The following is a 24515-nucleotide window of genomic DNA, read 5'->3' on the forward strand; positions in this document are numbered from 1 at the left end:
GCGAAACATGAATATGGACGTGGATTTATTGTTTAAAATTGCAGGTATTGGCATCATTGCCGCTTTTTTGCATACGATTTTAGAACAGCTTGGCAAGAAAGAATATGCCCAGTGGGTAACATTGTTCGGCTTTATATATATTTTATTTATGGCCGCGACAATTGTTGGACAGCTATTCGATAAAATTAAATCGGTTTTTTTATTTCAATGACAGGAGCGGTTTACCCATTGCGATTACTCATATTGCCGCTATCATACTCGTCGCTGTTTTTTTAGCCATTCTGCTCGATGAATTCAATCCGGGTTTTTCGCTGTTGTTTGTTTTGTTTACGTGCAGCATTCTTTTTTACCAATTTGCTGATGAAATGGCCAAGCTTATCACGGCCGTTCGAAAAATGGCTGCGTATGCGGGTGTGGAGACACTTTATATTGAAACCGTCTTAAAAGCGGTTGGCGTTGCGTTTATTTCGGAATTCATTGCTAATATTGCGAAAGACGCGGGACAGCAGGCACTTGCTGCGAAGATGGAAATCGCAGGAAAAATCATCATTATGGCACTCATTCTGCCTATTTTGACCCTCTTGATTGAAACAGTTTTAAACATGCTTCCAGGGCGGTGATCCATGGAACACATATGGCAGCCAATAATCGAGCAAGCAGACTTATCAGCGCTTGAAAAACGATGGAGTGAGTTGAAGCAGCTGTATGGACCATTTATGCCGAGAAAAATGGAATTTGACGCAGAGCATCTGGATCTAGCCTCTTTGTTCTCGCTGGAGAGCTGGCTGTCCACTTTAAAATCTTATGTTTTTTTTGAAATCACTACGCATGCAGAAAGTCTCGCGATTATTTTTTTACTGTCGATTTTGGCTTCTGTGTTAAAAACAGTAGGACAAGCACTTGAAACACACACTGTAACCAAGACGGCAGAAGCGGCTGTGTTAATCCCGATCTTTATTTTAGCGATGAATACATTCCGGCTGGCAGTAGAATCTGTATCTGCAGCGGTTGAGCAAATGACGGTTTTTATGATGGCTTTCATGCCGGTTTTGATTGCTTTATTGACGATAAGCGGCGCTGTAGCGTCCGCTGCTTTGTTTCCGCCGCTGCTGCTTTTTATGATGAATGCATCCGGTATTTTAATTGACCAAATTATTTTGCCATGCCTCATTTTTTCCGTCGTCTTCAGCTTGGTCAGTCTGTTATCGGATCATTACAATGCAGACCGGATCGCGTCGCTGCTTCGGACGGTCAGCTTGTCTCTTCTCAGCGCTTTCATGGCGGTTTTTCTAGCCATTTTAACGATGAGAGGCATGACAGCCGCTGCTGCAGATGGTTTAACAGTAAAAACGGCTAAATTTCTAAGCGGTACATTCGTGCCGGTTGTTGGGCGAATGATGGCGGATGCTGCTGATACAGCATCCGGAGCGGCATTGATGATCCACAACACAGCTGGCGCAGCAGGTATTGGCCTTTTGAGTTTGACTGCCTTGTTTCCAGTTGTCAAACTGGCGGTGCTTGTTATCTTGTATAAAGCCTCCGCTGCTGTGCTGCAGCCACTCGGTGACTCGGCTGCCGCATCTCTTCTCGAAATTATTGGGAAAACAATGTCATTTATGCTGGCGTCTCTTGCGCTTGTATCTTTTATGTACTTCCTGTTTATGGCGGCTGTTGTGTCAGCAGGAAATGCCGCTTATATGATGAGGTGAAACAATGCAGGCCATTTTTGACTGGCTGTCATCTGTTCTGGCGCTGCTTTTATGCGCTTCTGTGGTGGACATGCTCTTATCCGACTCACCGATGAAAAAATATGTAAGGCTGGCAGCGGGGCTCGTCATTATGGCAGCCCTCATTAATCCACTTTTTTCAGCCGACTGGTCGTTTTCCTTTTTCAATGAACAAAGCACGTCGTCTTTTCAACTGGAAACGAAGCAGCAGTTGAATCAATTATCAGATGTGTCTGAACTTGCTTCTAATACGTATGTAAATCAACAGCTTCATTCGGATGCGAAAATGGCCGCGGCCTCTTTTTCTTCCTGTGAAGTGCTCGACGTTGGGGCTGAAATGAATGGTGAAGATTTAAAAAACATTCAAGTGCTTGTGAAAGGGACCTGTCCAGAAGAGAAAATTCGAAATGTCTTAACAGAAAATTGGAATATTGAGGATCATCAGCTGAATATGGTGATGGAAAAGGAGGAACTGGGAGGTGGCTGACCGGCATTCGCTTCTAACAAGGTGGAAAAATGGAAAAGCGGATAAGCCGCTGAAGTGGGCGGCCATCATGCTTGGCGTCGGGATTGCTCTCATGGCTCTTAGTGATTTAAATGGATCTGAACCACCTGAGAAAACCGCCTCAGAGCCTGTTGCTGCTGCGGAAACCGATTTGAAAAAAAACTATGAATCAGAACTGACCCGTGTGCTTAATAAAATCGACGGCGTCTCAGATGTCTCAGTCATTGTCAATCTTGCTTCCTCGGAGCGAAGCGTCTATGAAAAAAATGTAGCTTCTTCAAAGGGGAGTGGCGAAAACACGACAGATGAACAAATGGCTGTTATTCGGAACGGAGATGTGGAAAGTCCGGTTATGAGGGAAACGCGCAAGCCGGACATTCAAGGGGTATTAATTGTCGCCAAAGGTGTTGAGCGGGTCCAGGTGAAAAAGCGAATGGTAGAAGCAGTCACACGTGTGCTTGGTGTTCCAATGCACCGTGTAGCCGTCATGCCGGGAAAAACAGGAGGGAAAAACTAATGCCGAAAAAACAAACCGTTTGGCTGTTTACAATGGTCAGTTTAACTGCTGTGCTTGGTGTTTATTATGTGACCGGTCCTGAAAAATTACTGCCAGTATCAACACTTGAAGAAACCGTTCCTGAACCAACGGAAGATGTGGACGTGGCTGTTGAAGAAACGCCGGATGATGAAGTGTTTGAAATGATTCGCCTTGAAGCAGAAGAAGAACGCAGCCGCCAGAAAGAAGAATTAACGGCGAAGGTGGCGTCTGCTGATTTGTCGGCCGAAGAAAAAGATGAAGCATACACAACGATGCAGCAGCTGGATGAACAGGCTTCAAGCGAACGGATGCTAGAAACGGTTATTAAGTCAAAAGGATATGAGGATGCGCTCGTCCGAACGATGGAAGGCGAGATTCGAATTACCGTAAAAGCGGACAGCCATTCTACTGAGGAGGCCAATGAACTGATCCGGCTGGCAAAAGAAGAAATGGGCGATAAAATGCCTGTTTCAGTAGAATTTGAGCCATTTAAATAAAAAAAAGACCCGCTTTTTTACGAAGCGGGCTTGTTTCATTCATATTCTGTATTTGCTAATTGAAGAAAAAAAGATAAAATGAGAGAAGGAGCTTTTTTCGCTGGATGAAAACGGCTCATCTATTTATTTCCTAAAAGGGGTGTTGGGTACATGAAAGTGCAAGAAATTAGAGAGTTGATCAAGCTGGTCGACCAATCAGGGATTGAAGAATTTGTATTTGAGTCAGCGGGAAGCAAGCTGAAAATGAAAAAATCAACCGGAAAGACTACATATGCTGCAACACCGGAAGCACCGGCATCAAATGTTCAACATACTACACAGGCTGTGCAGGAGACGCCGAAAGCGCCAGCTATTCAAGAAGCACCGGTACCGGAAGCACCGAAGTCAGCAGCAGATGATTCAAGTTTACATAAAATCACCTCGCCAATGGTTGGTACATTTTACCAGTCTCAGTCGCCAGACAAAGAAGCGTACGTAAAGCCTGGATCTAAAATCCAATCAGACTCCGTAGTCTGTATTGTTGAGGCGATGAAGCTTTTTAATGAAATCGAAGCAGAAGTAGACGGCGAAATTGTCGAAATCCTCGTGAAAGACGGCCAGCTCGTTGAATACGGCCAGCCGCTTTTCTTAGTCAAACCAGAATAAAGGAGAATTTGCCATGATTAAAAAAGTATTAATTGCCAATCGCGGCGAAATTGCAGTTCGGATTATTCGTGCCTGCAAAGAGCTTCAGATTGAAACGGTCGCTGTATTTTCAGAAGCAGACCGTGAAGCGCTTCACGTGCAGTTAGCAGACGAAGCATACTGCATTGGACCAACAGCTTCAAAAGACAGCTATTTAAATTTCACAAACATTGTCAGCGTTGCCAAATTAACAGAATCAGATGCCATTCATCCCGGCTATGGCTTTTTGGCGGAAAATGCAAGCTTTGCGGAATTGTGCCGTGAATGCAATATTATTTTTATCGGCCCATCACCCGAAGCGATTACACAAATGGGGACAAAAGATGTCGCGCGCGATACGATGGAAAAAGCAGGCGTGCCGATCGTTCCAGGATCGGATGGGATTATAAAGGATGTAGAACAAGGTTTGTCTATCGCTGCTCAGATTGGCTATCCGGTTATCATTAAAGCAACAGCAGGCGGCGGCGGAAAAGGTATCCGTGTCGCGCGTGATGAGACGGAGCTTGAAAAAGGTGTCAACATGACGCAGCAAGAAGCGGCGACGGCTTTTGGCAATCCAGGCGTATATCTTGAAAAGTTTATTGAAGATTTCCGCCACGTTGAAATTCAAGTGATGGCTGATACACATGGCAATGTCATTCACCTTGGCGAGAGGGACTGTACGATTCAGCGTCGCATGCAAAAGCTGCTTGAAGAAACACCATCACCGGCATTAAATGAAAAAATAAGAGCCGAAATGGGTGAAGCAGCCATAAAAGCAGCCAAAGCAGTTGATTATACAGGGGCAGGCACGGTAGAATTCATTTATGATGTACATGCCGGCATGTTTTATTTTATGGAAATGAACACGCGTATCCAAGTAGAGCATCCAGTAACTGAAATGGTTACGGGTGTTGATTTGATCAAAGAACAAATCCGCGTTGCTTCCGGCGAAGTACTGTCCGTTAAACAAGAAGATGTCACATTTGACGGCTGGGCGATTGAATGCCGGATTAATGCTGAAAATCCGGAGAAAAATTTCATGCCATCACCTGGAAGAGTAGAAGGATATCTTCCGCCAGGTGGATTTGGTGTCCGCATCGACTCTGCCGTTTATCCAGGGTACATGATTCCGCCATTTTATGATTCAATGGTCGCGAAATTAATCGTGCACGGAAAAACGAGGGAAGAGGCAATTGCGCGGATGAAGCGGGCGTTGTCAGAATTTGTGGTGGAAGGTGTTCACACAACCATTCCATTCCATCAAAAACTGCTTGAGCATGACGTATTTATTAGCGGGGATTTTAATACGAAATTTCTAGAAACGTACGATGTAATGAAAACTCAATCTTAATTCGGAGGTGCACAGCATGTCAGAACAGCAAGCTGTAAATCAGGTACTTGAAATGAGTAATGGAGAAGGCGGCCATGGCCGCATTGAAATTGCGCCTGAAGTGATTGAAGTCATTGCCGGCATTGCCGCATCAGAAGTCGACGGAGTGGAAAAAATGCGCGGCAGCTTTGCGGCGGGTGTTGTGGAACGTCTCGGCAAGAAAAACCATGGCAAAGGTGTCCGGGTTGAGTTAACCGAAGAAGGCATAAAAGTGGATGTGTATTGTGTTGTGAAATTTGGCGTCTCCATTCCTCGGGTCGCGAAGCTCGTGCAAGAAGGGATTCGTCAGACCCTTTTAAACATGACGGCACTAGAAGCAGACGAAGTAAACATTCATATTGTTGGGATTCAATTTGAAACGAAGCAGCCAGAACCTGAGTACCAGGATGAAGTGTAAAAGAAAAAGCGCTCCGGCATTGCCGGGGCGTTTTTCTCATTTTATCCAGACAAGCCCTTCTGCAGGCAAAAAGCGCCTCCGCTAGTGCTCATCTTATGCTTGTCGCCGATAAACAGGCGCCTTGCACTTTTCGATTGTTTTCGACAAGGGTTTTTTATGCTATGATCAAAAAGGCATTAAATATAAAGGAGCAATCGAATGAATAGACGCACGGCACGGGAAAAGGGCATACAGGCTCTTTATCAGATGGATTTAAGTGGAGCGGAGTCAGCGGAAGCGGTTGAGAACGTGTTAAACGGCGATGAAAGTGACAGCAGTTATTTGCAGGAAATTGTTGCCGGTGTGGAAACACATCGTGATGAAATTGATGCAATGATTAAAAATAATCTGGAAAAATGGTCATTTGACCGATTGGCAAAAGTTGACCGCAACATTTTGCGCCTCGCTGTATACGAAATGAACTATTCAGACGACGTTCCAGCTAAAGTGGCCATAAACGAAGCAATTGAACTGGCGAAGTATTTTAGTGATGAACGCGCTGGGAAATTTATTAATGGTGTTTTATCAAAAATCAATCAATTAATGGACTAAGTGAGGGGTTTTTTCATGACAGCAACTATTATTGACGGAAAAGCAATTGCGAAAGACATTCGTGCAGAACTAAAAGAAGAAATTGATGCGCTGAAAGCATCCGGCACAACACCGGGGCTTGCGGTCGTGATCGTTGGGGACGACCCAGCTTCTCATACGTATGTAAACAGCAAAGAAAAAAGCAGCAAAGAAATCGGTATTCATTCAGAAGTTCACCGCTTTCCAGCTGGTTGGACGGAAGAAGCGCTTTTGCAAAAAGTAGAGGAACTGAACAACGACGAAAACATTCACGGTATTCTTGTCCAGCTGCCGCTTCCGAAGCATATTTCTGAAGACAAAGTGATCGATGCGATTATTCCTGAAAAAGATGTTGACGGCTTCCATCCAGTGAACGTCGGAAAAATGGTGATTGGTAAAGATACGTTTTATTCATGTACGCCATATGGCATCATGAAAATGCTCGAGAAAGAGAATATTTCGCTTGAAGGCAAGCATGTTGTCGTTATTGGACGAAGCAACATTGTCGGCAAGCCGGCTGCATTGCTTTCATTAATGCATAACGCAACGGTCACGATTTGCCATTCCCGTACGAAAGACTTGCCGTCGATCACGCGTCAGGCAGATGTTGTTATTGCGGCAGTAGGCATTGCCAATTATGTAACAGCAGACCACTTAAAGCCGGGCGCAGTTGTTATTGATGTCGGGATTAACCGAAACGCAGAAGGCAAGCTGTGCGGCGATGTTGACTTTAACAGTGCGAAAGAAACAGCGGGTGCCATTACACCGGTGCCAGGTGGTGTTGGTCCGATGACCATTACAATGCTTCTTTACAACACAGTGAAATCAGCAAAAGCATTCGCAGCGAAATAAATTCATAGTAGATGAATGAAACTGTCTTTTCGATCGTGTTATAATCGGAAAGACAGTTTTTTTATGAATATAAAGCGCCTTGCGCATTTCTTGTGAAGAAAAAGGTGAACAGAGATGGAGCCAAATCAGCATTTGACCGTTAAAGCGTTAACGAAATACATAAAGAGAAAATTTGATGCGGACCCGCATTTGAAAAATATGGCCGTAAAAGGCGAGCTGTCCAACGTGAAGCACCATTCGAGCGGACATCTGTATTTCACGCTGAAAGATGACAGTGCGCGCATCATGGCAGTGATGTTTGCCGCTTCTGCAAAGTCGTTAACATTTCGTCCTGAAAACGGCATGGAAGTTATTTTGACGGGGGACGTGACCATATATGAATCAAGCGGTCAATATCAAATGTATGTAAAAACAATGCAGCAGGATGGGGCCGGTAATTTGTTTGCTGCATTTGAGCTGCTCAAAAAGAAACTTGAGCAGGAAGGGCTGTTTCGCACAGATGTCAAGCGCTCGATACCGGCTTATCCCTCTTCTATCGCTGTGGTAACTTCGCCAACCGGTGCAGCGATTCGGGACATTTTAACGACGATTAACCGTCGTTATCCTTCTGCTGAAGTGCTCATTTATCCGGCACTTGTCCAAGGAGACCGCGCGGCGGCATCGATTGTGAGCCAGCTTGAAAAAGCCAATGAAGATGGCCGTGCGGATATTGTGATTGCCGGGCGCGGCGGAGGTTCAATCGAAGAACTGTGGGCCTTTAATGAAGAAGCAGTCGCCCGGGCGATCCGTTCCTCAAAGATTCCGGTTATCTCTGCCGTTGGCCACGAAACCGATTTTACGATTGCTGATTTTGTTGCCGATTTACGGGCACCGACCCCAACAGCAGCAGCAGAAATGGCGGTTCCGCACATTGAAGAAGTATCGGAACGAATTAAGGCGAAAGAAAATCGCCTCATGCGGGCTGCTTCAGAAAAAATCCGTTCTTCAAGAAACCGGCATCAAGCCATTTTAAACGCCTACGTAATGCGTAACCCACAAGCGCTTTACAGACAGCAATTTGAGCGGGCGGACCGGCTGCAAGAACAGCTCATCCACCGTGCAAAATTATTGGTCGATCGAAAAAAAACAGCTGTGCAGCATGCATCGTTCCGTCTCTCAAGAATGGGTCCCGGCCCGCGTATTGAATTCGAAGCGGTACAGCTTGAAAAAATAAAAAAACGGCTGCACTGGCTGACCCAATCAGCTGTAAATGAAAAAAAATCAGCTTTTCAACAAAATATTGCCATGCTCGATGCCCTCAGTCCACTAAAAGTGATGGAAAGAGGGTACAGCCTTATATACAGTGATGACGAAATATTGATAAAAACAGTCCAAGATGTGGAAAAAGGAGACCGCATTCGTGTGCAGATGACTGACGGCACGATTCATGCACATGTCGACTTAATCGGGGGGAAGAAAGATGAAACTTGAAAATGTAAGCTTTGAACAGGCAATGGAGCAGCTGGAAAAAATCACTGCGCGTCTGGAAGAAGGGGACGTGCCCCTGGAAGAAGCGCTAGAAGAATATAAGCGCGGGATGGAATTGTCTGCTTTATGCCACAGCAAGCTGAAAAAAGCGGAAACCGAACTGGCTAAGCTGGTAACAAACGATGGAGATCAGCCATTTCGTTTGGATGGTGAGGACGTGTGAAGGATTTAAAAAAATATATGGACGAAAAGCTGGAATTGTTCGAACCGTATATGCTTGAGTACGTTAACACATTACAGGCACCGGATGTGCTGAAAGAAGCGATGGCGTATTCATTAAAAGCGGGAGGAAAACGGATTAGACCGATGCTCCTATTTGCGGCGCTTGAAACGTATGGACAAAAAGCGGAACAAGGGTTTGATGTTGCCTGCGCACTTGAAATGATCCATACGTACTCGTTAATTCATGATGATTTGCCTGCAATGGATGACGACGATTTGCGGCGTGGAAAGCCGACAAATCATAAAGTGTTTGGTGAAGCAACAGCCATTTTAGCAGGTGACGCGCTGTTGACGTATGCGTTTGAAATCATTGCCCGTTCCGATGTGTATTCACCGGAGCAGGCTGTTCAATTAATCCGCATGCTGTCCTTTGCGGCGGGTCCGGCTGGTATGGCAGGCGGGCAGGTTGCCGATATGGAAGGGGAACAAAAAATGCTTTCCCTTGCTGAACTTGAATATATTCATCATCAAAAAACAGGACGCTTGCTTGAATTTAGTGTCATGGCTGGTGCTCTTATTGGCGGTGCAGATAAGGCAGAAACAGTGCTGCTTGAAACGTATGCGCGCCATATCGGGCTGGCTTTTCAAATCCGTGATGACATTTTAGATGTAGAAGGGACGGAAGAAGAAATCGGCAAGCCGGTCGGCAGTGACGAAACAAATGAAAAAAGTACATATCCGGTTTTATTGACCATGGACGGCGCGAAAGAAAAACTATCTGAAGAGCTGCAAGGTGCTTTAAAAGCCATCGCTTTATTAAAAAGGCCGGCGCCTCTTTTAGAAGCATTTGCTGATTTAATTGCGAAACGCACATCGTAAAATGACGAAAATTGTTAGCGCCAATCGGCCTGTGCTATAATAGCGGTACATTTAACTAAAACTGAAACAGTCAGGAAAGTGAGCTGATCCACTTGGATCTATTATCCATTAAAGACCCGTCTTTTGTGAAAAAAATGAATGTGCATGAAATGGAGCAGCTAAGCTCGGAAATCCGCAGATTTCTCATTGAGAAACTATCTGTAACAGGCGGGCATATTGGCCCCAACCTTGGAGTTGTCGAGTTGACTGTTGCTCTCCATCACTGTTTTACAAGCCCAAAAGATAAATTTTTATTTGATGTCGGGCACCAATCCTATGTCCATAAAATTTTAACCGGCCGGGCGGATAGATTTGACACGCTGCGCCAGTATAAAGGACTGTGTGGATTTCCAAAAATGAATGAAAGCGAACACGACGTATGGGAGACTGGACACAGCTCGACGTCGTTATCCGCTGCAATGGGCATGGCAATTGCCCGTGACTTGAAAAAATCAGACGACCATATTGTTCCGGTAATTGGAGACGGTGCGCTCACAGGCGGAATGGCATTGGAAGCACTCAATCATATCGGTCATGAAAAAACGAATATGATCGTCATTTTAAATGACAATGAAATGTCGATTGCCCCAAATGTTGGTGCGATGCATAACATGCTTGGAAGAATGAGAACAGGCGGTAAATATAATAAGCTGAAAGATGATTTAGAGCTTTTATTAAAGCGGATTCCGGCCGTGGGCGGTAAAGTAGCTTCAACAGCAGAACGGATGAAAGACAGCTTAAAGTATATGTTTGTTCCGGGCATGTTTTTTGAAGAATTCGGCTTTACGTATCTCGGTCCGATTGATGGACATAATTTTGCTGATTTAATCAAAAGCCTGGAGCAGGCGAAGCGGACAGAGGGACCGGTTCTTGTTCATGTTATTACGAAAAAAGGTAAAGGGTACAAGCCCGCTGAAACAGATATAGTCGGTTCTTGGCATGGCACAGGTCCATATAAAATGGACACGGGTGACATGATTAAAGCGAAAAATGAACCGCCCGCTTGGAGTGCAGTGGTCAGTGAGACGGTACGTGAAATTGCCCGGACTGATGAGCGTATCGTTGCCATTACACCAGCGATGCCGGTTGGTTCTAAATTGCTTGGATTTGCCAGTGAATTTCCTGAACGGATGTTTGACGTCGGCATCGCTGAACAGCATGCTGCAACAGTTGCTGCCGGACTTGCCACACAAGGCATGAAGCCGTTTCTAGCTATTTATTCGACATTTTTGCAGCGTGCTTATGACCAAGTCGTCCACGATATTTGCCGTCCAAATTTAAATGTGTTTATCGGTATTGACCGCTCCGGACTTGTTGGAGGAGATGGTGAAACGCACCAAGGCGTGTTCGATATTGCGTTTCTCCGCCACTTGCCCAATATGATTTTAATGATGCCCAAAGACGAAAATGAAGGGCGCCATATGGTCAACACCGCGATTCAATATGACGATGGTCCAATCGCAATGCGTTTTCCGCGGGGCAACGGGCTTGGTGTTGACATAGATCCTCAGCTTGGTGTTATTCCAATTGGTTCATGGGAAGTATTAAAAGAAGGAACAGATGCGGCTGTTTTAACGTTCGGTACAACTATTTCGATGGCGCTTGAAGCAGCAGAAGAGCTGGAAGCCCGCGGCATGAGTGTCAAAGTTGTAAATGCCCGTTTTATTAAGCCGCTTGATCACACGATGCTGAACGAACTATTTACCCAACACATACCGATTTTAACGATTGAAGAAGCCATACTTGAAGGCGGATTCGGCAGCGCGGTTCTTGAAGAAGCGCACGAATCAGGTCATCACGGTGTAGTCATTGACCGAATGGGGATTCCAGATCAGTTTATTGAACATGGCAGTGTGACAATGCTGCTTGAAGACATTCACTTAACGAGGGAAGAAGCGGTTCGTAAATTAACAGCTCTCGTTCGGGAAAAACAAGAGGAACGTGCATAACGATGGCTAAAAAGGAACGAATTGATGTACTTCTCGTTGAAAAAGGCTTAATTGAAACACGTGAAAAAGCAAAGCGTGCTGTAATGGCCGGGATTGTTTATTCCAACGAAGAGCGGATCGACAAGCCGGGAGAAAAAATTCCAGTTGATGCGCCGCTCGAGATAAAAGGAAAAACGATGCCGTATGTGAGCCGTGGCGGATTAAAGCTTGAAAAAGCGCTGCGTGTATTTGATCTTACAGTTCAGGATAAAATATTAATTGATATTGGTGCGTCAACGGGCGGATTCACTGATTGCGCGCTTCAAAATGGCGCGAAAATGTCCTATGCACTGGATGTTGGATATAATCAGCTGGCATGGAAGCTCCGCCAGGATGAGCGCGTTGTTGTTATGGAGCGGACTAATTTCCGATATGTGACGCCAGCGAATTTAGAGCGTGGCATGCCTGATTTTGCTGTAATCGATGTATCGTTTATTTCCCTATCACTTATTCTGCCGGTTTTAAAAACGCTTCTTGTTTCAGGAGCCGATGTCATGGCACTCATAAAGCCGCAGTTTGAAGCGGGACGTGACCAAGTCGGTAAAAAAGGGATTGTGCGTGATCGTGCGGTTCATCAGGCTGTCATTGAAAAAATTGTGCAGCTTGCATCTACACTTGGTTATGATGTGATGAATGTATCGCATTCACCTATTACGGGCGGTGATGGCAACATTGAATTTTTGCTGCATATTCGCTGGCCGGGTGAAGAAAACGGCGGGAACATCAAGCTGCCTGTTACATCAGAGCAGGCTGTGGCAGCAGCTCACGAAGAATTCAATCAAAAAAGCTAACCATCTTTGCTTAAAAAAGCGGCCGATTCCGTCTATATAAAATGGAAACGTGCCGCTTTTTCTATACTTTTCATTGCATATACAATATGATAATGTATAAACAAGTATAATTATACATTATGAGGTGAACGATATGAATAAAGGACAGCGACATATAAAAATTAGAGAAATGATTGCAAATAATGAAATTGAAACACAGGATGAGCTTGTCGATTTGCTGCGCGAATCTGGATACAATGTGACGCAAGCAACCATTTCACGTGATATTAAAGAACTCCATCTCGTGAAAGTGCCATTAATGGATGGGCGTTACAAATATAGCTTACCCGCCGATCAACGCTTTAATCCATTGCAAAAATTAAAACGATCGCTTGTAGACTGTTTTGTCAGCATCGACTCTGCTGGTCATTTTGTGGTCATGAAAACACTGCCGGGTAATGCGCAGGCAGTTGGGGCACTCATCGACAATTTAGACTGGGAAGAAATTATGGGAACGATTTGCGGCGATGATACGTGCCTGCTTATTTGCCGAGCACCGGAACATACAGAGGTCGTATCGACCCGCTTTTTAGAAATGCTTTAATAAGGATGTGACCGATTGTGCTTCAGGAATTATCAATTCGCCATTTTGCCATTATTGATTCGCTTGCCCTTTCATTTGAACGGGGATTGACCGTATTGACAGGTGAAACGGGTGCAGGGAAATCGATTATTATTGATGCACTCCAGCTGTTAACCGGTGGAAGGGGCTCAGGTGAATTTGTCCGCCATGGCGAAAAAAAAGCTGAGATTGAAGGGCTGTTTGCCATTCATAGCGATCACCCCTGTGCACCTGTCTGCCGAGAATTTGGCATCGATGTGGACGAGGAAGCGATCATTTTGCGCCGGGAAATTTCAGCAGCAGGCAAAAGTGTGTGCCGGGTAAATGGGAAAATGGTCACATTGTCTATTTTGCGGGAAATTGGCGCCCGGCTCATGGATATTCATGGACAGCACGAACACCAGGAATTGATGAACGCCGCAAGTCATATCCGGCTGCTTGATGATTTTGGCGGCGCACCGATTTTAAAAGCCAGAGGACAATATGAAGAAGTATACGGCCGCTACGCTTATTTGCAGTCCGAAATCCGCCGTTTAAGCGAAAATGACCAGCATTTGGCCCACAGGCTTGATTTAATTCAATTTCAGCTGAATGAAATTGAAAAAGCGGAATTGGTGTCTGGAGAAGAAGAAAAGCTTGAAGCGGAGCGCCAGCAGCTTGCGAACTTTGAGAAATTGTATGGTGCTTTATCAGAAGCGTACAATGCATTGTCAGGCGATGGAAGAGCATTAGACTGGCTTGGTTTGAGTGTAAATGGACTCGAATCTGCAGCAGATATTAATGAAGAGTATAAATCGCTTCATGAGTCAGCCGCGAATAGTTTTTATGTGCTTGAAGATACGGTTCGGGATGTAAGTTCTTTGCTGGATACACTTGAATTTAATCCGGAACGCCTCAATGAAATTCAAAGCCGCCTCAATGAAATCAGCCAGCTAAAGCGCAAATATGGAGCAACGATTGATGAAATTTTGCAATACGGTGAGTCGATTGCCGAAGAAATTGATCAGCTCACACATCGTGATACACATGTCAATCGGCTTCAGAAAGAATTAGCAGAAGCAGAAGCCGACGTGGAAGTGGAAGGGAAAAAGCTGTCTGTTCTTCGCCGTAAAGCGGCAGCCCAGCTTGAAGAAGCGATTCACCGTGAATTAAAAGAGCTTTATATGGAAAAGACAGTCTTCAATGTGTATGTTAAAAATGAATCAGGGCAGTTTAAAAAAGACGGCTTGGACCAAATTGAATTTTATATGACAACAAATCCAGGTGAACCCTTAAAGCCGCTTGTGAAAATTGCATCCGGCGGTGAAATGTCACGGGTCATGCTGGCAATGAAAACGATTTTTTCACGTCATCAAGGTATGACGTCGATTATTTTTGATGAAGTTGATACAGGTGTCAGCGGACGGGTTGCTCAGGCAATTGGTGAAAAAATTTATAAAATTGCCGTCCACTCGCAAGTAATGTGTATTTCTCATTTGCCACAAGTAGCTGCCATGGCGGATACACATTTATACATTCAAAAAAATCTTGAAGGCGCACGGACAAGTACAACTGTGTCTCCTCTTAGCGAAGAAGAAAAAGCGGCAGAAATTGGCCGAATGATTTCCGGTGCAGAAATGACGGATTTGACAAAAGAGCATGCCAGAGAGCTGCTATCCTTATCAGCAAAAATTAAACATGCGGCTGTTTGAAATGCCATCCATCTAGCCCCCTAATTACCGTTATAATAACACTCCCCTCCGGACAAAGTAACAGAGCAAGATGAAAAGGAGGGAGTGGTATGGCGGTATTGAATCGGGGGTTTTTTTCATTTTTGCTTTTATTCACTGTATGGACTGCAGGCGGATCGGCTATTCAAGCAGAACAAACGGAAACAGAACTGCTCCAGTCAGCGGGCTTTCCGGCAGTACAGGAAAAGCGGGAACGGGTTTTTGTGGTGCCCAGCGGTCAATCAGTCGGTGTACAGCTTGAGACGAAAGGGCTTTACGTTGTGGGATTTCATTTTATTGAAACTGATACAGATCGCATTTCACCAGGGGAAGCGGCGGGCTTGCTGCCAGGAGATGTGATAACTCGTGTAAATGGCCATAAAGTAACCGAGCCTCAAGCGATCCGGCCGTATGTGCAGAAAGCGGCTGACCAGCAAAAATCCGTAAAGCTCACCGTGATGCGCGGTAAAAAGATGCTGGATCTTTCCGTAAAACCGGTTAAAGATTCAGGGACAAATATTTCTAAACTTGGCTTATATATTAAAAATAAAACAGCTGGAATTGGGACGCTAACCTTTTACGAGCCGAAATCAAAAAAATTCGGAGCGCTCGGTCATGTGATTAGTGATCTGCAGTCAGGCAAGCCTTTTGCACCTGTAAAAGGCACACTGTATCCGGCGCGGGTAACCGGTATTAAAAAAGCAGCGGAAGGCGTTCCAGGAGAAAAAACTGCTGATATTCCGACAGAGAAAAAATGGGGAGACGTAACGTCGAATACACCGTTCGGCTTGTTTGGACAGCTTGAGCATGATATGGACGGAGCAAAAATTTATCCAGCAGCCCATCCGGATGAAGTGGAGGAAGGACCAGCGCAAATATGGACGGTAACAAAAAACAATCAAATTGAAACGTATAATATTTCCATTACGCGGACTATTCAGCAAACGAAACCTGCGATTAAAGGAATGATTATTAAAATGACCGATCCCCGGCTCATTAATAAAACGGGCGGAATCGTCCAAGGGATGAGCGGCAGTCCGATTTTACAAAATGGACGCGTAATTGGAGCGGTCACTCATGTCTTTGTAAATGACCCACTCTCCGGATATGGCGTGCATATCGATTGGATGCTAAAAGATGCAGGATTATTGTAGAGCGCAATTGCGCTCTTTTTTTGACGAAAATTTATAAGAAAAAAGTCGAAAAATGACAAAAAATCAGATAAAATAAATATTTTGAATTTTTTAAAGGAATTCATTTCTCTTTGTCGAAAAAACCATTAGAATAACCTTAAGGGTAAGGAATAAGGAGGAAATGATTTGAGCGAAATAAAGGTAGCAATTGCGGATGATAACCGGCAGCTCGTGCAGTTGCTTGAAGAAGTAGTGACAAGCCAGGAAGATATGACAATTGTCGGAACGGCTTTCAATGGACAAGAATGTTTGACGATGCTGCCTGAAGTAGAGGCAGATGTGTTAATTTTAGATATTATCATGCCTCATATGGATGGGCTGGCGGTTCTGGAGCGGCTTCGGACAAGCGGGCAAAAACAGCCGCACGTTATTATGCTGACCGCCTTCGGACAGGAGGACGTGACAAAAAAAGCGGTTGAACTTGGTGCTTCATACTTTATGCTAAAGCCGTTTGATATGGAGAGCCTCGTCGGCCAAATCCGTCAGGTAGCTGGCGCCGAGCAGCCTCAACGCCACATGGAACGAAAAGAAGAACCGAAAAAGAAAAAGAAAAACATCGATGCCAGCATAACGGCTGTTATTCATGAAATCGGCGTCCCGGCTCATATAAAAGGGTACTTGTATTTACGGGAAGCGATCACAATGGTATTTAATGACATTGAACTGCTTGGCTCGATTACGAAAGTACTTTATCCGGAAATTGCCCGGAAATATAACACAACCCCGAGCCGGGTAGAGCGGGCCATTCGCCACGCCATCGAAGTCGCCTGGAGCCGTGGAAACATGGAATCCATTGCTGCTTTGTTCGGCTATACGGTTTCTGTTTCCAAAGCGAAACCCACAAATTCAGAATTCATCGCCATGGTTGCGGACAAGCTTCGGATCGAATATATGGCCTCTTAACGCAGTGATGGAGCGGTTTTAACCGTCAAGACAGCGTACACTCATAACCGATAAACTGCCGAAGCGAGCCGATAAATATGCGGCAAGCTGCCCAGTAATTAAAGCGTCCCTCTTTATCGTAGAGGGGGCGCTTTTTTTGTTCAACGAAATTGGCTTTCAAATCGACAACTACATGCTGTACTGCGATTCAAAAAACCTCACACGCGCAAAATGAAGCCAAACTGCGAGCAATCGTTAAGGCACTTTGCCGCTTACCTGAGCAACAACCACAACGTCACGAAACCCGGTGATCCGTTCTTACATTCAGTATCTACGCGACAGGGGTAAGTATTACCGTCGTTGCAGACGAACAATCCAAACATACAAATAATCCGGACGGCCGCACTGACCGAACCAAGCCGATAAGCGATACGACGATCCCGAACTACTTGCGTAACAGTAAAGTATTTCTGAATTTTCTCGTAGGAGAGCACGAATTAAAGGAGAATCCCGCCAACTTTCACAATCGTTCTGTCCTTACTGTGAATCCGAAGAATCATCGTGTCCGTTACGTTTTCTTTTCGGACAAGACTTTCAACAGATCAAGGCGTTGGCTTCATTACCGTGATCGATTTAGTGATAGTGCATATCTGTTTTCGACCACCTGTGGCAATGATATAACAATGAAGGCGTATTTAGACTTTCAACATAATGAGATTGTCAAGAAGTATCAGCAACACTCGCCGTTTAATAATTGGGAATTTTAAGTAAAAAAAGGGTCATCCAGCCCCCATTAGCCGAAGCTGTTTAAGTACTGAACGACGCCTATCCAACGTCAGTTTATCAAAAATGTCTTTTTGTGGAAAATTCTGTTAGTATATCTAGCGTAAAGAACCTATGTCCTGGACAGTTCCATAAAGGAGCTGTTTAAAATGATCGATATTATATTCGATAAAGTACAAAAGTAAGATTATGTAAAATTCAAATATATTAAAAATATATTAATGAATTAAGAACAGCAGTTAATCGCCATGTCGTCCGTTTTACCGTCGATTTAAGTCGCGTGTAATGTCAATCATTGGCGAAGATCAGCCGATAATCAGCCGCCTGTATGGCATTTATCGCGATCGAACAAACGGGAAAGATAAACCATATTAAAAAAAGCGGCCCTTGTGCAGGAGCCGCTTAATTAAATATCTAGGGGTGTAGCAATAAACTAATGATGAGTCTGATCTATTTTATGTATCTGTATTAAAAACAAAAAATTCATTGTAAATTCAATATAAGTATTGGAAGAAAGACGAGCGCGACTAAAGATTTTCCGACTAGGGGCTATCGTTTTGTTTATCAAGATGATAAAATCGAAGATGAAAAGTGCCATTGAACTCAACTTAAAAACCGATAAATTCTTGATCATCTTTAAGAAGATGGCTGGAAACATTGTAAATAAATCAACATTCTTATTTCATCATTTGTAAGTATTAATCAATCAGTTTGGGATTCATCGCCGTGGCCGCGGACAAGCTTCGAATTGAATATATGTATGGTATCTTAAACAAAAAGCGATCTCGTTGTGAGATCGCTTTTACTTCTTATCTTGAAATTTTGGCTGAACTTTATTTTGTTTACGGTCGCGCCTGAAAATAAAGCCGGCAACAAATCCAAGGCCGCCAATAAATAGAAGCAAGCCGGCGATAAACTGCATCCATAGCGCTGGAAACGGCGGCTGTAAGATGCCAAATAGCATATCGCGCATTAATTTAATCCCCACCCCTGCCAAAAAACCGGGAATGACAAGAATAAGCAGTGCGATAATCCGGATCATCCATTAAACCCTTCTTTCAAAAAATCTTCTACCACACATCATAGCGTAATCGCTTTATTTGTCAAGAACAGTACGCACAGATAAAAAACATAAAAACATACACCTTATCACATGACATAGTTTTGAAAACCGTATACAATGGTAAGGGAATTATAAATAAGGGAGCGAAAAAATATGACAACAGCATATGACCTTGTCATTTTAGGCGGTGGGATTGGCGGCTACACCGCAGCCATCCGTGCATCGCAGCTTGGATTGAAAACGGCAATTGTTGAACAAGACAAATTGGGCGGTACATGCCTGCATAAAGGATGCATTCCGACAAAAGCGCTGCTTAGAAGTGCGGAAGTGTACCGGACGGTGAAAGAATCGTCAGTATTTGGAATAGAAGCAAACAAAACAGCACTTCATTTTTGCCGTGTTCAGGAAAGAAAAGAAAACATAGTACATACATTGTATAACGGTGTACAATCGCTCATAAAAAAAGGGGAAATTGCTGTATATGAAGGAACCGGACGGTTGATGGGTCCTTCTTTATTTTCACCAATGTCCGGCACGATTTCTGTGGAAATGAACGACGGCACAGAAAATGTCATGCTTGTGCCGAAACATGTCATTATTGCTACCGGTTCGCGCCCAAAAAATCTTACTGGCCTGGAACCGGATGAAGACATGATTTTATCTTCAAACGAAGCACTTGAAATGAAAAAAATTCCTGCGTCTATTATCATTGTGGGCGGCGGTGTCATCGGAGTCGAATGGGCATCCATGCTTGCAGATTTCGGCAGTGACGTCACTGTTCTTGAATACGGGAATCGAATTTTGCCGTCTGAAGATGAAGCAATATCAAAAGAAATGGCACGCCAGCTTATAAAAAGACGGGTGCAAATTGTTGTGAATGCAGAAATTGAGCTCGACTCGCTTCAAAAAGAATCCGGCGCTGTCTCTATTAAAACAGCAGCAGGAGAAACTTTTTCGGCAGAAAAAATGCTTGTCGCTGCTGGACGCACAGCGAACATCGAACGAATTGGACTTGAAAATGCAGAAATTAAAGTTGAAAATGGTGTTATCCAAGTCAATGAATGGATGCAGACGAGTGAATCGCATATTTATGCGGTTGGAGATGTTGTTGGGGGCCTGCAGCTGGCGCATGTTGCTTCTTATGAAGGGACGACAGCAGTTGAACATATTGCAGGGCAGGCAAGTGATCCGGTTGATTATTCATCTGTTCCACGCTGTATTTACGCGTATCCAGAAGCGGCAAGTGTCGGAATGACTGAACAGCAGGCCGCTTCTAAAAAGATTGACATTAAAACAGGTGAATTCCCATTTCAAGCAAGTGGTAAGGCACTTGTATATGGCGAAACGGAAGGCTTCGTGAAAGTAGTGGCGGATGCCCGGACGGATGATATACTAGGGGTTCATATTGTCGGTCCGCATGCGACGGAGCTCATTTCGGAAGCGACACTTGCCCACATGCTGAATGCATCAGGATGGGAGCTCGGAACGATGATTCACCCACACCCATCTTTATCGGAAGCCGTCGGCGAAGCGGCTCTCATGATGAGTGGAAAAGCGATTCACTTTTGAAAGGAGCGAGTTTGATGGAACATAAACAAGCAGGATTAACGGATGAAGCGGTCGTCAGCATGTATGAAACAATGCTTCTGACACGCCGTTTGGATGAAAGAATGTGGCTGTTAAACCGATCGGGTAAAATTCCGTTTGTCGTTTCCGGACAAGGACAGGAAGCGGCACAAATCGGCGCTGCTTTTGCATTGAATCGGGAACAAGATTACATATTGCCATATTATCGCGATTTTGGGGTCGTGCTCGCTTTTGGTATGACGGTGAAAGACTTAATGCTCGCCGCATTTGCAAAAGCAGAAGACCCGAATTCAGGCGGCCGGCAAATGCCGGGGCATTTCGGACAAAAGAAAAACAGGATTGTGACCGGATCGTCGCCTGTCACGACGCAAGTTCCCCACGCGGTTGGGATTGCGCTTGCTGCCAAAATGGATCAAAAATCGATTGTCTCCCTTGTTACATTTGGGGAAGGTTCCTCGAATCAAGGCGATTTTCATGAAGGAGCCAACTTTGCGGGTGTGCATAAGCTGCCGGTTCTTTTTATGTGCGAAAACAACCAGTACGCGATTTCCGTGCCATTGAATAAACAAATTGCTTCACCTCGTGTTTCTGATCGGGCGGCAGGCTACGGCATGCCGGGTTATACGATCGATGGAAATAATCCGATTGCGGTGTATCAATGTGTAAAAGAAGCCGCTGACCGGGCACGGCGCGGCGAGGGGCCGTCACTGATTGAAACGTTGACCTATCGGCTCACACCGCATACATCCGATGACGATGACCGTTCGTACCGGACAGCGGAAGAAGTGAGTGGGGCAAAGGAGCGGGACCCGCTTGATTCTTTTCGATCATACGTCAAAGAAGCGGGACTGCTCTCAGATGAGCGGGAAGAGCAGTTGGAGAAAGAAATAGCAACGGTAATTAATGATGCAACGGAGTACGCGGAACAAGCGCCTTATGCCAGCCCTGAATCATCCCTTCAGTTTGTGTATGCCGAAGCAGAACAGGAGGTGGATGAATAATGGCAGTTATTTCGTATATCGAAGCAGTTACCATGGCGCTGCGTGAGGAAATGGAACGAGATCAGAACGTGTTTATTCTTGGAGAAGATGTCGGAAAAAAAGGCGGTGTTTTTAAAGCGACAGACGGACTTTATGCGCAATTTGGCGAAGACCGGGTGCTTGATACACCGCTTGCCGAATCAGCAATTGCCGGTGTCGCCATCGGTGCAGCGATGGTCGGAAAGCGGCCGGTCGCCGAAATGCAGTTTGCGGATTTTATTATGCCGGCGGTTAATCAAATTATTTCAGAGGCGGCCCGCATCCGCTACCGGTCAAACAACGATTGGCATTGTCCGATTGTCATTCGCGCTCCGTACGGAGGAGGCATTCACGGGGCACTGTATCATTCTCAGTCGGTTGAAGCGATATTTGCCAATCAGCCGGGTCTAAAAATTGTCATGCCATCAACGCCATATGATGTAAAAGGACTTTTGAAAGCAGCTATTCGTGATGAAGATCCAGTGTTGTTTTTCGAGCATAAAAAAGCGTATCGATCCATTAAAGGAGAAGTGCCGGATGATGACTATGTGCTGCCGATCGGCAAAGCGGATGTAAAGCGCAAAGGAGAAGACATTACGGTCATCACGTATGGGCTTTGTGTTCATTTTGCACTGCAGGCCGCGGAAAAACTTGCGCAGGAAGGAATAAATGCGGAAGTAGTTGATCTCCGGACTGTCTACCCGCTTGATAAAGAAACGATTATCGAATCGGCCTCAAAAACGGGCAAAGTGCTGCTTGTCACTGAAGACAACAAAGAAGGCAGCGTGATGAGCGAAGTCGCTGCGATTATTGCAGAGCATTGCTTGTTTGATCTGGATGCACCGATCGGGCGGCTTGCTGGTCCGGAAGTGCCGGCAATGCCGTATGCACTGCCAATGGAAAAATATTTTATGATGAACCCTGAAAAAGTGGAGAAAGCGATGCGCGATCTTGCTGAATTTTAACTGGGAAAAGGAGGCGCAGCATGACGATTCAACAGGTGAAAATGCCGAAACTCGGCGAAAGTGTGACGGAAGGAACAATTACGAAATGGCTTGTCGCACCGGGTGATCATGTCAACAAATACGACCCGATCGCAGAAGTGCTGACAGACAAAGTAACAGCGGATATTCCGTCTTCTTTTACCGGTGTTATAAAAGAAATTTGGGCAAACGAAGATGAGAAAATGGCTGTCGGAGATGTCATTTGTACGATCGAAACGGAAGGCGCTGCAGAAACAAAAGAAAAAACAAAAGAAAAAACAAAAGAAAAAACGTTTTTTGAAAAAGCGCCAGGAGATCAAAGCGGGCGTTATTCGCCGGCCGTCTTGAAATTATCGCAGCTTCATCAAATTGATTTGTCTGCTGTAAAAGGAACGGGAAAAGGAGGCCGGGTTACTCGGAAAGATGTGCAGGCATTGATCGAATCGGGAAACCCACAGTTACAGCCTGTTCTAATGCCGGCTGCTGAAAAATCGCAAAATCGCCAGACAGACAGCGGTGACATCATTGTGCCAATCGATGGCATCAAGCAAACCGTTGCAGCCAATATGGTAAAGACAAAACAGGAAGTGCCGCATGCGTGGATGATGATTGAAGTAGATGTGACAAATCTCGTCCGCTACCGCGATTCAATTAAAGACACATTTAAAAAAGCGGAAGGCTACAACGTCACGTATTTTGCTTTTTTCGTCAAGGCTGTTGCCCGGGCGCTGAAAGAATTTCCGGAAATGAATGCGATGTGGGCGGGTGATCATATCGTCCGTAAAAAAGACATCCACATTTCCATTGCCATTGCAGCAGATGATAAATTGTTTGTGCCGGTTGTTAAACAGGCGGATGATAAGTCGATTAAAGGCATCGCAAAAGAAGTGAACGATCTGGCGAAAAAAGCACGCTCCGGCACGCTTACGACAGAAGACGTAAGCGGCGGAACATTTACCGTGAACAATACAGGTTCGTTCGGTTCGGTCCAGTCAATGGGTATTATTAATTATCCGCAGGCAGCTATTTTACAAGTGGAATCGATTGTTAAACGGCCGGTTATTATCGATGGAATGATTGCAGTGCGGGATATGGTGAATTTATGCTTGTCACTCGATCACAGGGTGCTTGATGGGCTTATTTGCGGCCGGTTCATGCAGCGGGTGAAAGAATTACTGGAATCGGCATCGGAAGAAACAATGCCAGTCTATTAAAAATGCCGCTTCTCTAAAAAAGAGAAGCGGCATTTTTTATTTAAATAACCCGGCAATGGTATCGACAATCGATTGCAAAAAGTTAATGATCGACTGTAAAATGCCCTGTCCTTCTTCTGAACCTTTGAAGCTGTCCCATTGCTCTTTCGCTTTGTCAATCTGTGAATTGACTTGATCCCAGTTAATGTTCAAGTTTTGCATTTTATCAAACAGCGCAGCAAGCTGGTCCACTTGCGCATCTGTCAGCGTAATGTTTAATTCATTGGAAATGTTGTTAATAATCACTTGAATTTCCTGAACAGTCTGCGGATTCTGTGCGGCGACTTCTTCTTTAATTCGTTCAATTAAGTTGGTCGCTTCTTCCTGGCCAATGTCTTCACCGAGTTGCGCAGTTGTGACCATTTCTTCATTCGCGACTTGTTTTTGCTCTTCTGGAATTGTTTCACCAGTTGTCGTTTCGTACGCTTTAATAATCCCTGTTAACGCTGCTGTGCCAGAGACATTAGATGGAGCAGTAATGTAAATATCCGCATCTTTTACACTAGCCGTTGTCAGTGCATTTGTATACATTTCTTTTGATACCCATGTAATATTTTTCGTTTCCACATTTAATCCGGATCCTGATTCAGCCGTTGTGATTTTGCTTGAGGAAAGCGCCTTTGTGCCAATTTGTGCTTTTGGAATATAGTCACCTAAATATTGATGTTCTTCCGCATTGGATACCGTAATCGATTCAACATCCGCCGGCACGTCCATTTCTTCAAGCAGCTGCTCTTTTTGGGCTGGTGTTAAGTTCTCGCCCAGCGTTACAATGACGTCACCAGGTGTACTGTCCGCAGACACAACCGTACCAAGGCTGAAAACGGCAATTCCGAGCAGACTAAGTAGTTTTCTCATGTTCTCTCTCCTGATTT

At 44.8% G+C, this 24515-nt stretch carries 26 protein-coding genes; 24 read left to right on the forward strand and 2 right to left on the reverse strand.

Going from position 1 to position 24515, the window contains the following annotated elements; all coding sequences use genetic code 11:
• The first annotated feature begins 7 nt into the window (after positions 1–7).
• The 20 genes from spoIIIAC (at position 8) to spo0A (ending at position 16973) form a co-directional block, all read left to right on the forward strand.
• A complete protein-coding gene (gene spoIIIAC, locus VQ00_RS12215; RefSeq protein ID WP_046180415.1) occupies positions 8–211 on the forward strand; it encodes a stage III sporulation protein AC in 204 nt (67 codons plus the stop codon).
• Complete coding sequence (locus VQ00_RS12220) at positions 162–620, forward strand: SpoIIIAC/SpoIIIAD family protein (RefSeq protein ID WP_245618113.1); 459 nt, start codon at positions 162–164, stop codon at positions 618–620. Before spoIIIAC ends, VQ00_RS12220 begins: the two co-directional genes overlap by 50 nt.
• Positions 621–623: 3 nt before the next feature.
• Complete coding sequence (spoIIIAE, locus tag VQ00_RS12225; protein ID WP_052728519.1) at positions 624–1709, forward strand: stage III sporulation protein AE; 1086 nt, start codon at positions 624–626, stop codon at positions 1707–1709.
• A gap of 4 nt (positions 1710–1713) precedes the next feature.
• Positions 1714–2214, forward strand: coding sequence for a stage III sporulation protein AF (locus VQ00_RS12230; RefSeq protein ID WP_046180417.1), 501 nt, complete (start codon positions 1714–1716; stop codon positions 2212–2214).
• Positions 2207–2749: a hypothetical protein gene (locus VQ00_RS12235; protein WP_046180418.1), complete on the forward strand. Its 543-nt coding sequence runs from the start codon at positions 2207–2209 to the stop codon at positions 2747–2749. Before VQ00_RS12230 ends, VQ00_RS12235 begins: the two co-directional genes overlap by 8 nt.
• Positions 2749–3267: a SpoIIIAH-like family protein gene (locus VQ00_RS12240; RefSeq protein ID WP_046180419.1), complete on the forward strand. Its 519-nt coding sequence runs from the start codon at positions 2749–2751 to the stop codon at positions 3265–3267. Before VQ00_RS12235 ends, VQ00_RS12240 begins: the two co-directional genes overlap by 1 nt.
• A gap of 150 nt (positions 3268–3417) precedes the next feature.
• Positions 3418–3912: an acetyl-CoA carboxylase biotin carboxyl carrier protein gene (gene accB / locus VQ00_RS12245; RefSeq protein ID WP_046180420.1), complete on the forward strand. Its 495-nt coding sequence runs from the start codon at positions 3418–3420 to the stop codon at positions 3910–3912.
• A 13-nt stretch (positions 3913–3925) separates the two neighbouring features.
• Positions 3926–5284 (forward strand): acetyl-CoA carboxylase biotin carboxylase subunit, encoded by a 1359-nt coding sequence (gene accC, locus VQ00_RS12250; RefSeq protein WP_046180421.1) that lies wholly within the window; start codon positions 3926–3928, stop codon positions 5282–5284.
• Between the two features lie 16 nt (positions 5285–5300).
• Positions 5301–5720 (forward strand): Asp23/Gls24 family envelope stress response protein, encoded by a 420-nt coding sequence (locus VQ00_RS12255; RefSeq protein ID WP_046180422.1) that lies wholly within the window; start codon positions 5301–5303, stop codon positions 5718–5720.
• 198 nt (positions 5721–5918) lie between these two features.
• Positions 5919–6311, forward strand: a complete 393-nt coding sequence (gene nusB / locus VQ00_RS12260; RefSeq protein WP_046180423.1) for a transcription antitermination factor NusB — start codon at positions 5919–5921, stop codon at positions 6309–6311.
• A 15-nt stretch (positions 6312–6326) separates the two neighbouring features.
• Entirely contained in the window at positions 6327–7181 is an 855-nt protein-coding gene (gene folD, locus VQ00_RS12265; RefSeq protein WP_046180424.1) for a bifunctional methylenetetrahydrofolate dehydrogenase/methenyltetrahydrofolate cyclohydrolase FolD, read from the forward strand.
• Between the two features lie 114 nt (positions 7182–7295).
• On the forward strand, positions 7296–8651 hold the full coding sequence (gene xseA / locus VQ00_RS12270) for an exodeoxyribonuclease VII large subunit (protein WP_046180425.1): 1356 nt from the start codon (positions 7296–7298) through the stop codon (positions 8649–8651).
• On the forward strand, positions 8641–8871 hold the full coding sequence (xseB, locus tag VQ00_RS12275; protein ID WP_046180426.1) for an exodeoxyribonuclease VII small subunit: 231 nt from the start codon (positions 8641–8643) through the stop codon (positions 8869–8871). Before xseA ends, xseB begins: the two co-directional genes overlap by 11 nt.
• A gap of 17 nt (positions 8872–8888) precedes the next feature.
• Positions 8889–9749 carry a polyprenyl synthetase family protein gene (locus tag VQ00_RS12280; RefSeq protein WP_046180600.1) on the forward strand — a complete coding sequence of 287 codons (861 nt, stop codon included), beginning with the start codon at positions 8889–8891 and terminating at the stop codon, positions 9747–9749.
• Between the two features lie 92 nt (positions 9750–9841).
• Complete coding sequence (dxs, locus tag VQ00_RS12285; RefSeq protein WP_046180427.1) at positions 9842–11737, forward strand: 1-deoxy-D-xylulose-5-phosphate synthase; 1896 nt, start codon at positions 9842–9844, stop codon at positions 11735–11737.
• A gap of 2 nt (positions 11738–11739) precedes the next feature.
• The gene (locus VQ00_RS12290; protein ID WP_046180428.1) at positions 11740–12567 is read left to right on the forward strand and encodes a TlyA family RNA methyltransferase; all 828 of its coding nucleotides are present in this window, start codon (positions 11740–11742) and stop codon (positions 12565–12567) included.
• A gap of 133 nt (positions 12568–12700) precedes the next feature.
• Positions 12701–13150 (forward strand): transcriptional regulator AhrC/ArgR, encoded by a 450-nt coding sequence (gene ahrC / locus VQ00_RS12295; protein ID WP_046180429.1) that lies wholly within the window; start codon positions 12701–12703, stop codon positions 13148–13150.
• A 17-nt stretch (positions 13151–13167) separates the two neighbouring features.
• A complete protein-coding gene (gene recN, locus VQ00_RS12300; protein WP_046180430.1) occupies positions 13168–14859 on the forward strand; it encodes a DNA repair protein RecN in 1692 nt (563 codons plus the stop codon).
• Positions 14860–14948: 89 nt separating this feature from the next.
• Positions 14949–16031 carry a SpoIVB peptidase gene (gene spoIVB, locus VQ00_RS12305; RefSeq protein WP_052728521.1) on the forward strand — a complete coding sequence of 361 codons (1083 nt, stop codon included), beginning with the start codon at positions 14949–14951 and terminating at the stop codon, positions 16029–16031.
• Positions 16032–16196: 165 nt separating this feature from the next.
• Positions 16197–16973, forward strand: a complete 777-nt coding sequence (spo0A, locus tag VQ00_RS12310; protein ID WP_046180431.1) for a sporulation transcription factor Spo0A — start codon at positions 16197–16199, stop codon at positions 16971–16973.
• 1564 nt (positions 16974–18537) lie between these two features.
• Here the strand turns inward: spo0A and VQ00_RS12315 are convergent.
• Positions 18538–18777 carry a DUF2627 domain-containing protein gene (locus VQ00_RS12315; RefSeq protein ID WP_046180432.1) on the reverse strand — a complete coding sequence of 80 codons (240 nt, stop codon included), beginning with the start codon at positions 18775–18777 and terminating at the stop codon, positions 18538–18540.
• A 174-nt stretch (positions 18778–18951) separates the two neighbouring features.
• On the opposite strand from VQ00_RS12315, the gene lpdA reads away from it, so the two are divergent.
• From lpdA to VQ00_RS12335, 4 genes are read left to right on the forward strand one after another with little or no spacing between them, the layout of a single operon-like run.
• Positions 18952–20367, forward strand: coding sequence for a dihydrolipoyl dehydrogenase (gene lpdA, locus VQ00_RS12320; protein ID WP_046180433.1), 1416 nt, complete (start codon positions 18952–18954; stop codon positions 20365–20367).
• Between the two features lie 14 nt (positions 20368–20381).
• Complete coding sequence (locus tag VQ00_RS12325; protein WP_046180434.1) at positions 20382–21386, forward strand: thiamine pyrophosphate-dependent dehydrogenase E1 component subunit alpha; 1005 nt, start codon at positions 20382–20384, stop codon at positions 21384–21386.
• On the forward strand, positions 21386–22369 hold the full coding sequence (locus VQ00_RS12330) for an alpha-ketoacid dehydrogenase subunit beta (protein ID WP_046180435.1): 984 nt from the start codon (positions 21386–21388) through the stop codon (positions 22367–22369). Before VQ00_RS12325 ends, VQ00_RS12330 begins: the two co-directional genes overlap by 1 nt.
• A 20-nt stretch (positions 22370–22389) precedes the next feature.
• Entirely contained in the window at positions 22390–23601 is a 1212-nt protein-coding gene (locus tag VQ00_RS12335; RefSeq protein WP_046180436.1) for a dihydrolipoamide acetyltransferase family protein, read from the forward strand.
• Positions 23602–23637: 36 nt separating this feature from the next.
• Here VQ00_RS12335 and VQ00_RS12340 read toward each other — a convergent pair whose 3' ends face one another.
• Complete coding sequence (locus VQ00_RS12340) at positions 23638–24498, reverse strand: DUF1002 domain-containing protein (protein ID WP_046180437.1); 861 nt, start codon at positions 24496–24498, stop codon at positions 23638–23640.
• Positions 24499–24515 lie beyond the last annotated feature (17 nt).

The organism is Domibacillus tundrae, from assembly GCF_000970675.1.
GTDB lineage: Bacteria > Bacillota > Bacilli > Bacillales > Domibacillaceae > Domibacillus > Domibacillus tundrae.

What these genes read in the sequence shown, in the direction of transcription:
- spoIIIAC (WP_046180415.1), top strand. Translation starts at nt 8, where the DNA reads ATGAATATGGACGTGGATTTATTGTTTAAAATTGCAGGTATTGGCATC.
- spoIIIAE (WP_052728519.1), top strand. Translation starts at nt 624, where the DNA reads ATGGAACACATATGGCAGCCAATAATCGAGCAAGCAGACTTATCAGCG.
- VQ00_RS12230 (WP_046180417.1), top strand. Translation starts at nt 1,714, where the DNA reads ATGCAGGCCATTTTTGACTGGCTGTCATCTGTTCTGGCGCTGCTTTTA.
- VQ00_RS12240 (WP_046180419.1), top strand. Translation starts at nt 2,749, where the DNA reads ATGCCGAAAAAACAAACCGTTTGGCTGTTTACAATGGTCAGTTTAACT.
- accB (WP_046180420.1), top strand. Translation starts at nt 3,418, where the DNA reads ATGAAAGTGCAAGAAATTAGAGAGTTGATCAAGCTGGTCGACCAATCA.
- accC (WP_046180421.1), top strand. Translation starts at nt 3,926, where the DNA reads ATGATTAAAAAAGTATTAATTGCCAATCGCGGCGAAATTGCAGTTCGG.
- VQ00_RS12255 (WP_046180422.1), top strand. Translation starts at nt 5,301, where the DNA reads ATGTCAGAACAGCAAGCTGTAAATCAGGTACTTGAAATGAGTAATGGA.
- nusB (WP_046180423.1), top strand. Translation starts at nt 5,919, where the DNA reads ATGAATAGACGCACGGCACGGGAAAAGGGCATACAGGCTCTTTATCAG.
- folD (WP_046180424.1), top strand. Translation starts at nt 6,327, where the DNA reads ATGACAGCAACTATTATTGACGGAAAAGCAATTGCGAAAGACATTCGT.
- xseA (WP_046180425.1), top strand. Translation starts at nt 7,296, where the DNA reads ATGGAGCCAAATCAGCATTTGACCGTTAAAGCGTTAACGAAATACATA.
- xseB (WP_046180426.1), top strand. Translation starts at nt 8,641, where the DNA reads ATGAAACTTGAAAATGTAAGCTTTGAACAGGCAATGGAGCAGCTGGAA.
- VQ00_RS12280 (WP_046180600.1), top strand. Translation starts at nt 8,889, where the DNA reads ATGGACGAAAAGCTGGAATTGTTCGAACCGTATATGCTTGAGTACGTT.
- VQ00_RS12290 (WP_046180428.1), top strand. Translation starts at nt 11,740, where the DNA reads ATGGCTAAAAAGGAACGAATTGATGTACTTCTCGTTGAAAAAGGCTTA.
- ahrC (WP_046180429.1), top strand. Translation starts at nt 12,701, where the DNA reads ATGAATAAAGGACAGCGACATATAAAAATTAGAGAAATGATTGCAAAT.
- spoIVB (WP_052728521.1), top strand. Translation starts at nt 14,949, where the DNA reads ATGGCGGTATTGAATCGGGGGTTTTTTTCATTTTTGCTTTTATTCACT.
- VQ00_RS12315 (WP_046180432.1), bottom strand. Translation starts at nt 18,777, where the DNA reads ATGATCCGGATTATCGCACTGCTTATTCTTGTCATTCCCGGTTTTTTG.
- lpdA (WP_046180433.1), top strand. Translation starts at nt 18,952, where the DNA reads ATGACAACAGCATATGACCTTGTCATTTTAGGCGGTGGGATTGGCGGC.
- VQ00_RS12325 (WP_046180434.1), top strand. Translation starts at nt 20,382, where the DNA reads ATGGAACATAAACAAGCAGGATTAACGGATGAAGCGGTCGTCAGCATG.
- VQ00_RS12330 (WP_046180435.1), top strand. Translation starts at nt 21,386, where the DNA reads ATGGCAGTTATTTCGTATATCGAAGCAGTTACCATGGCGCTGCGTGAG.
- VQ00_RS12335 (WP_046180436.1), top strand. Translation starts at nt 22,390, where the DNA reads ATGACGATTCAACAGGTGAAAATGCCGAAACTCGGCGAAAGTGTGACG.
- VQ00_RS12340 (WP_046180437.1), bottom strand. Translation starts at nt 24,498, where the DNA reads ATGAGAAAACTACTTAGTCTGCTCGGAATTGCCGTTTTCAGCCTTGGT.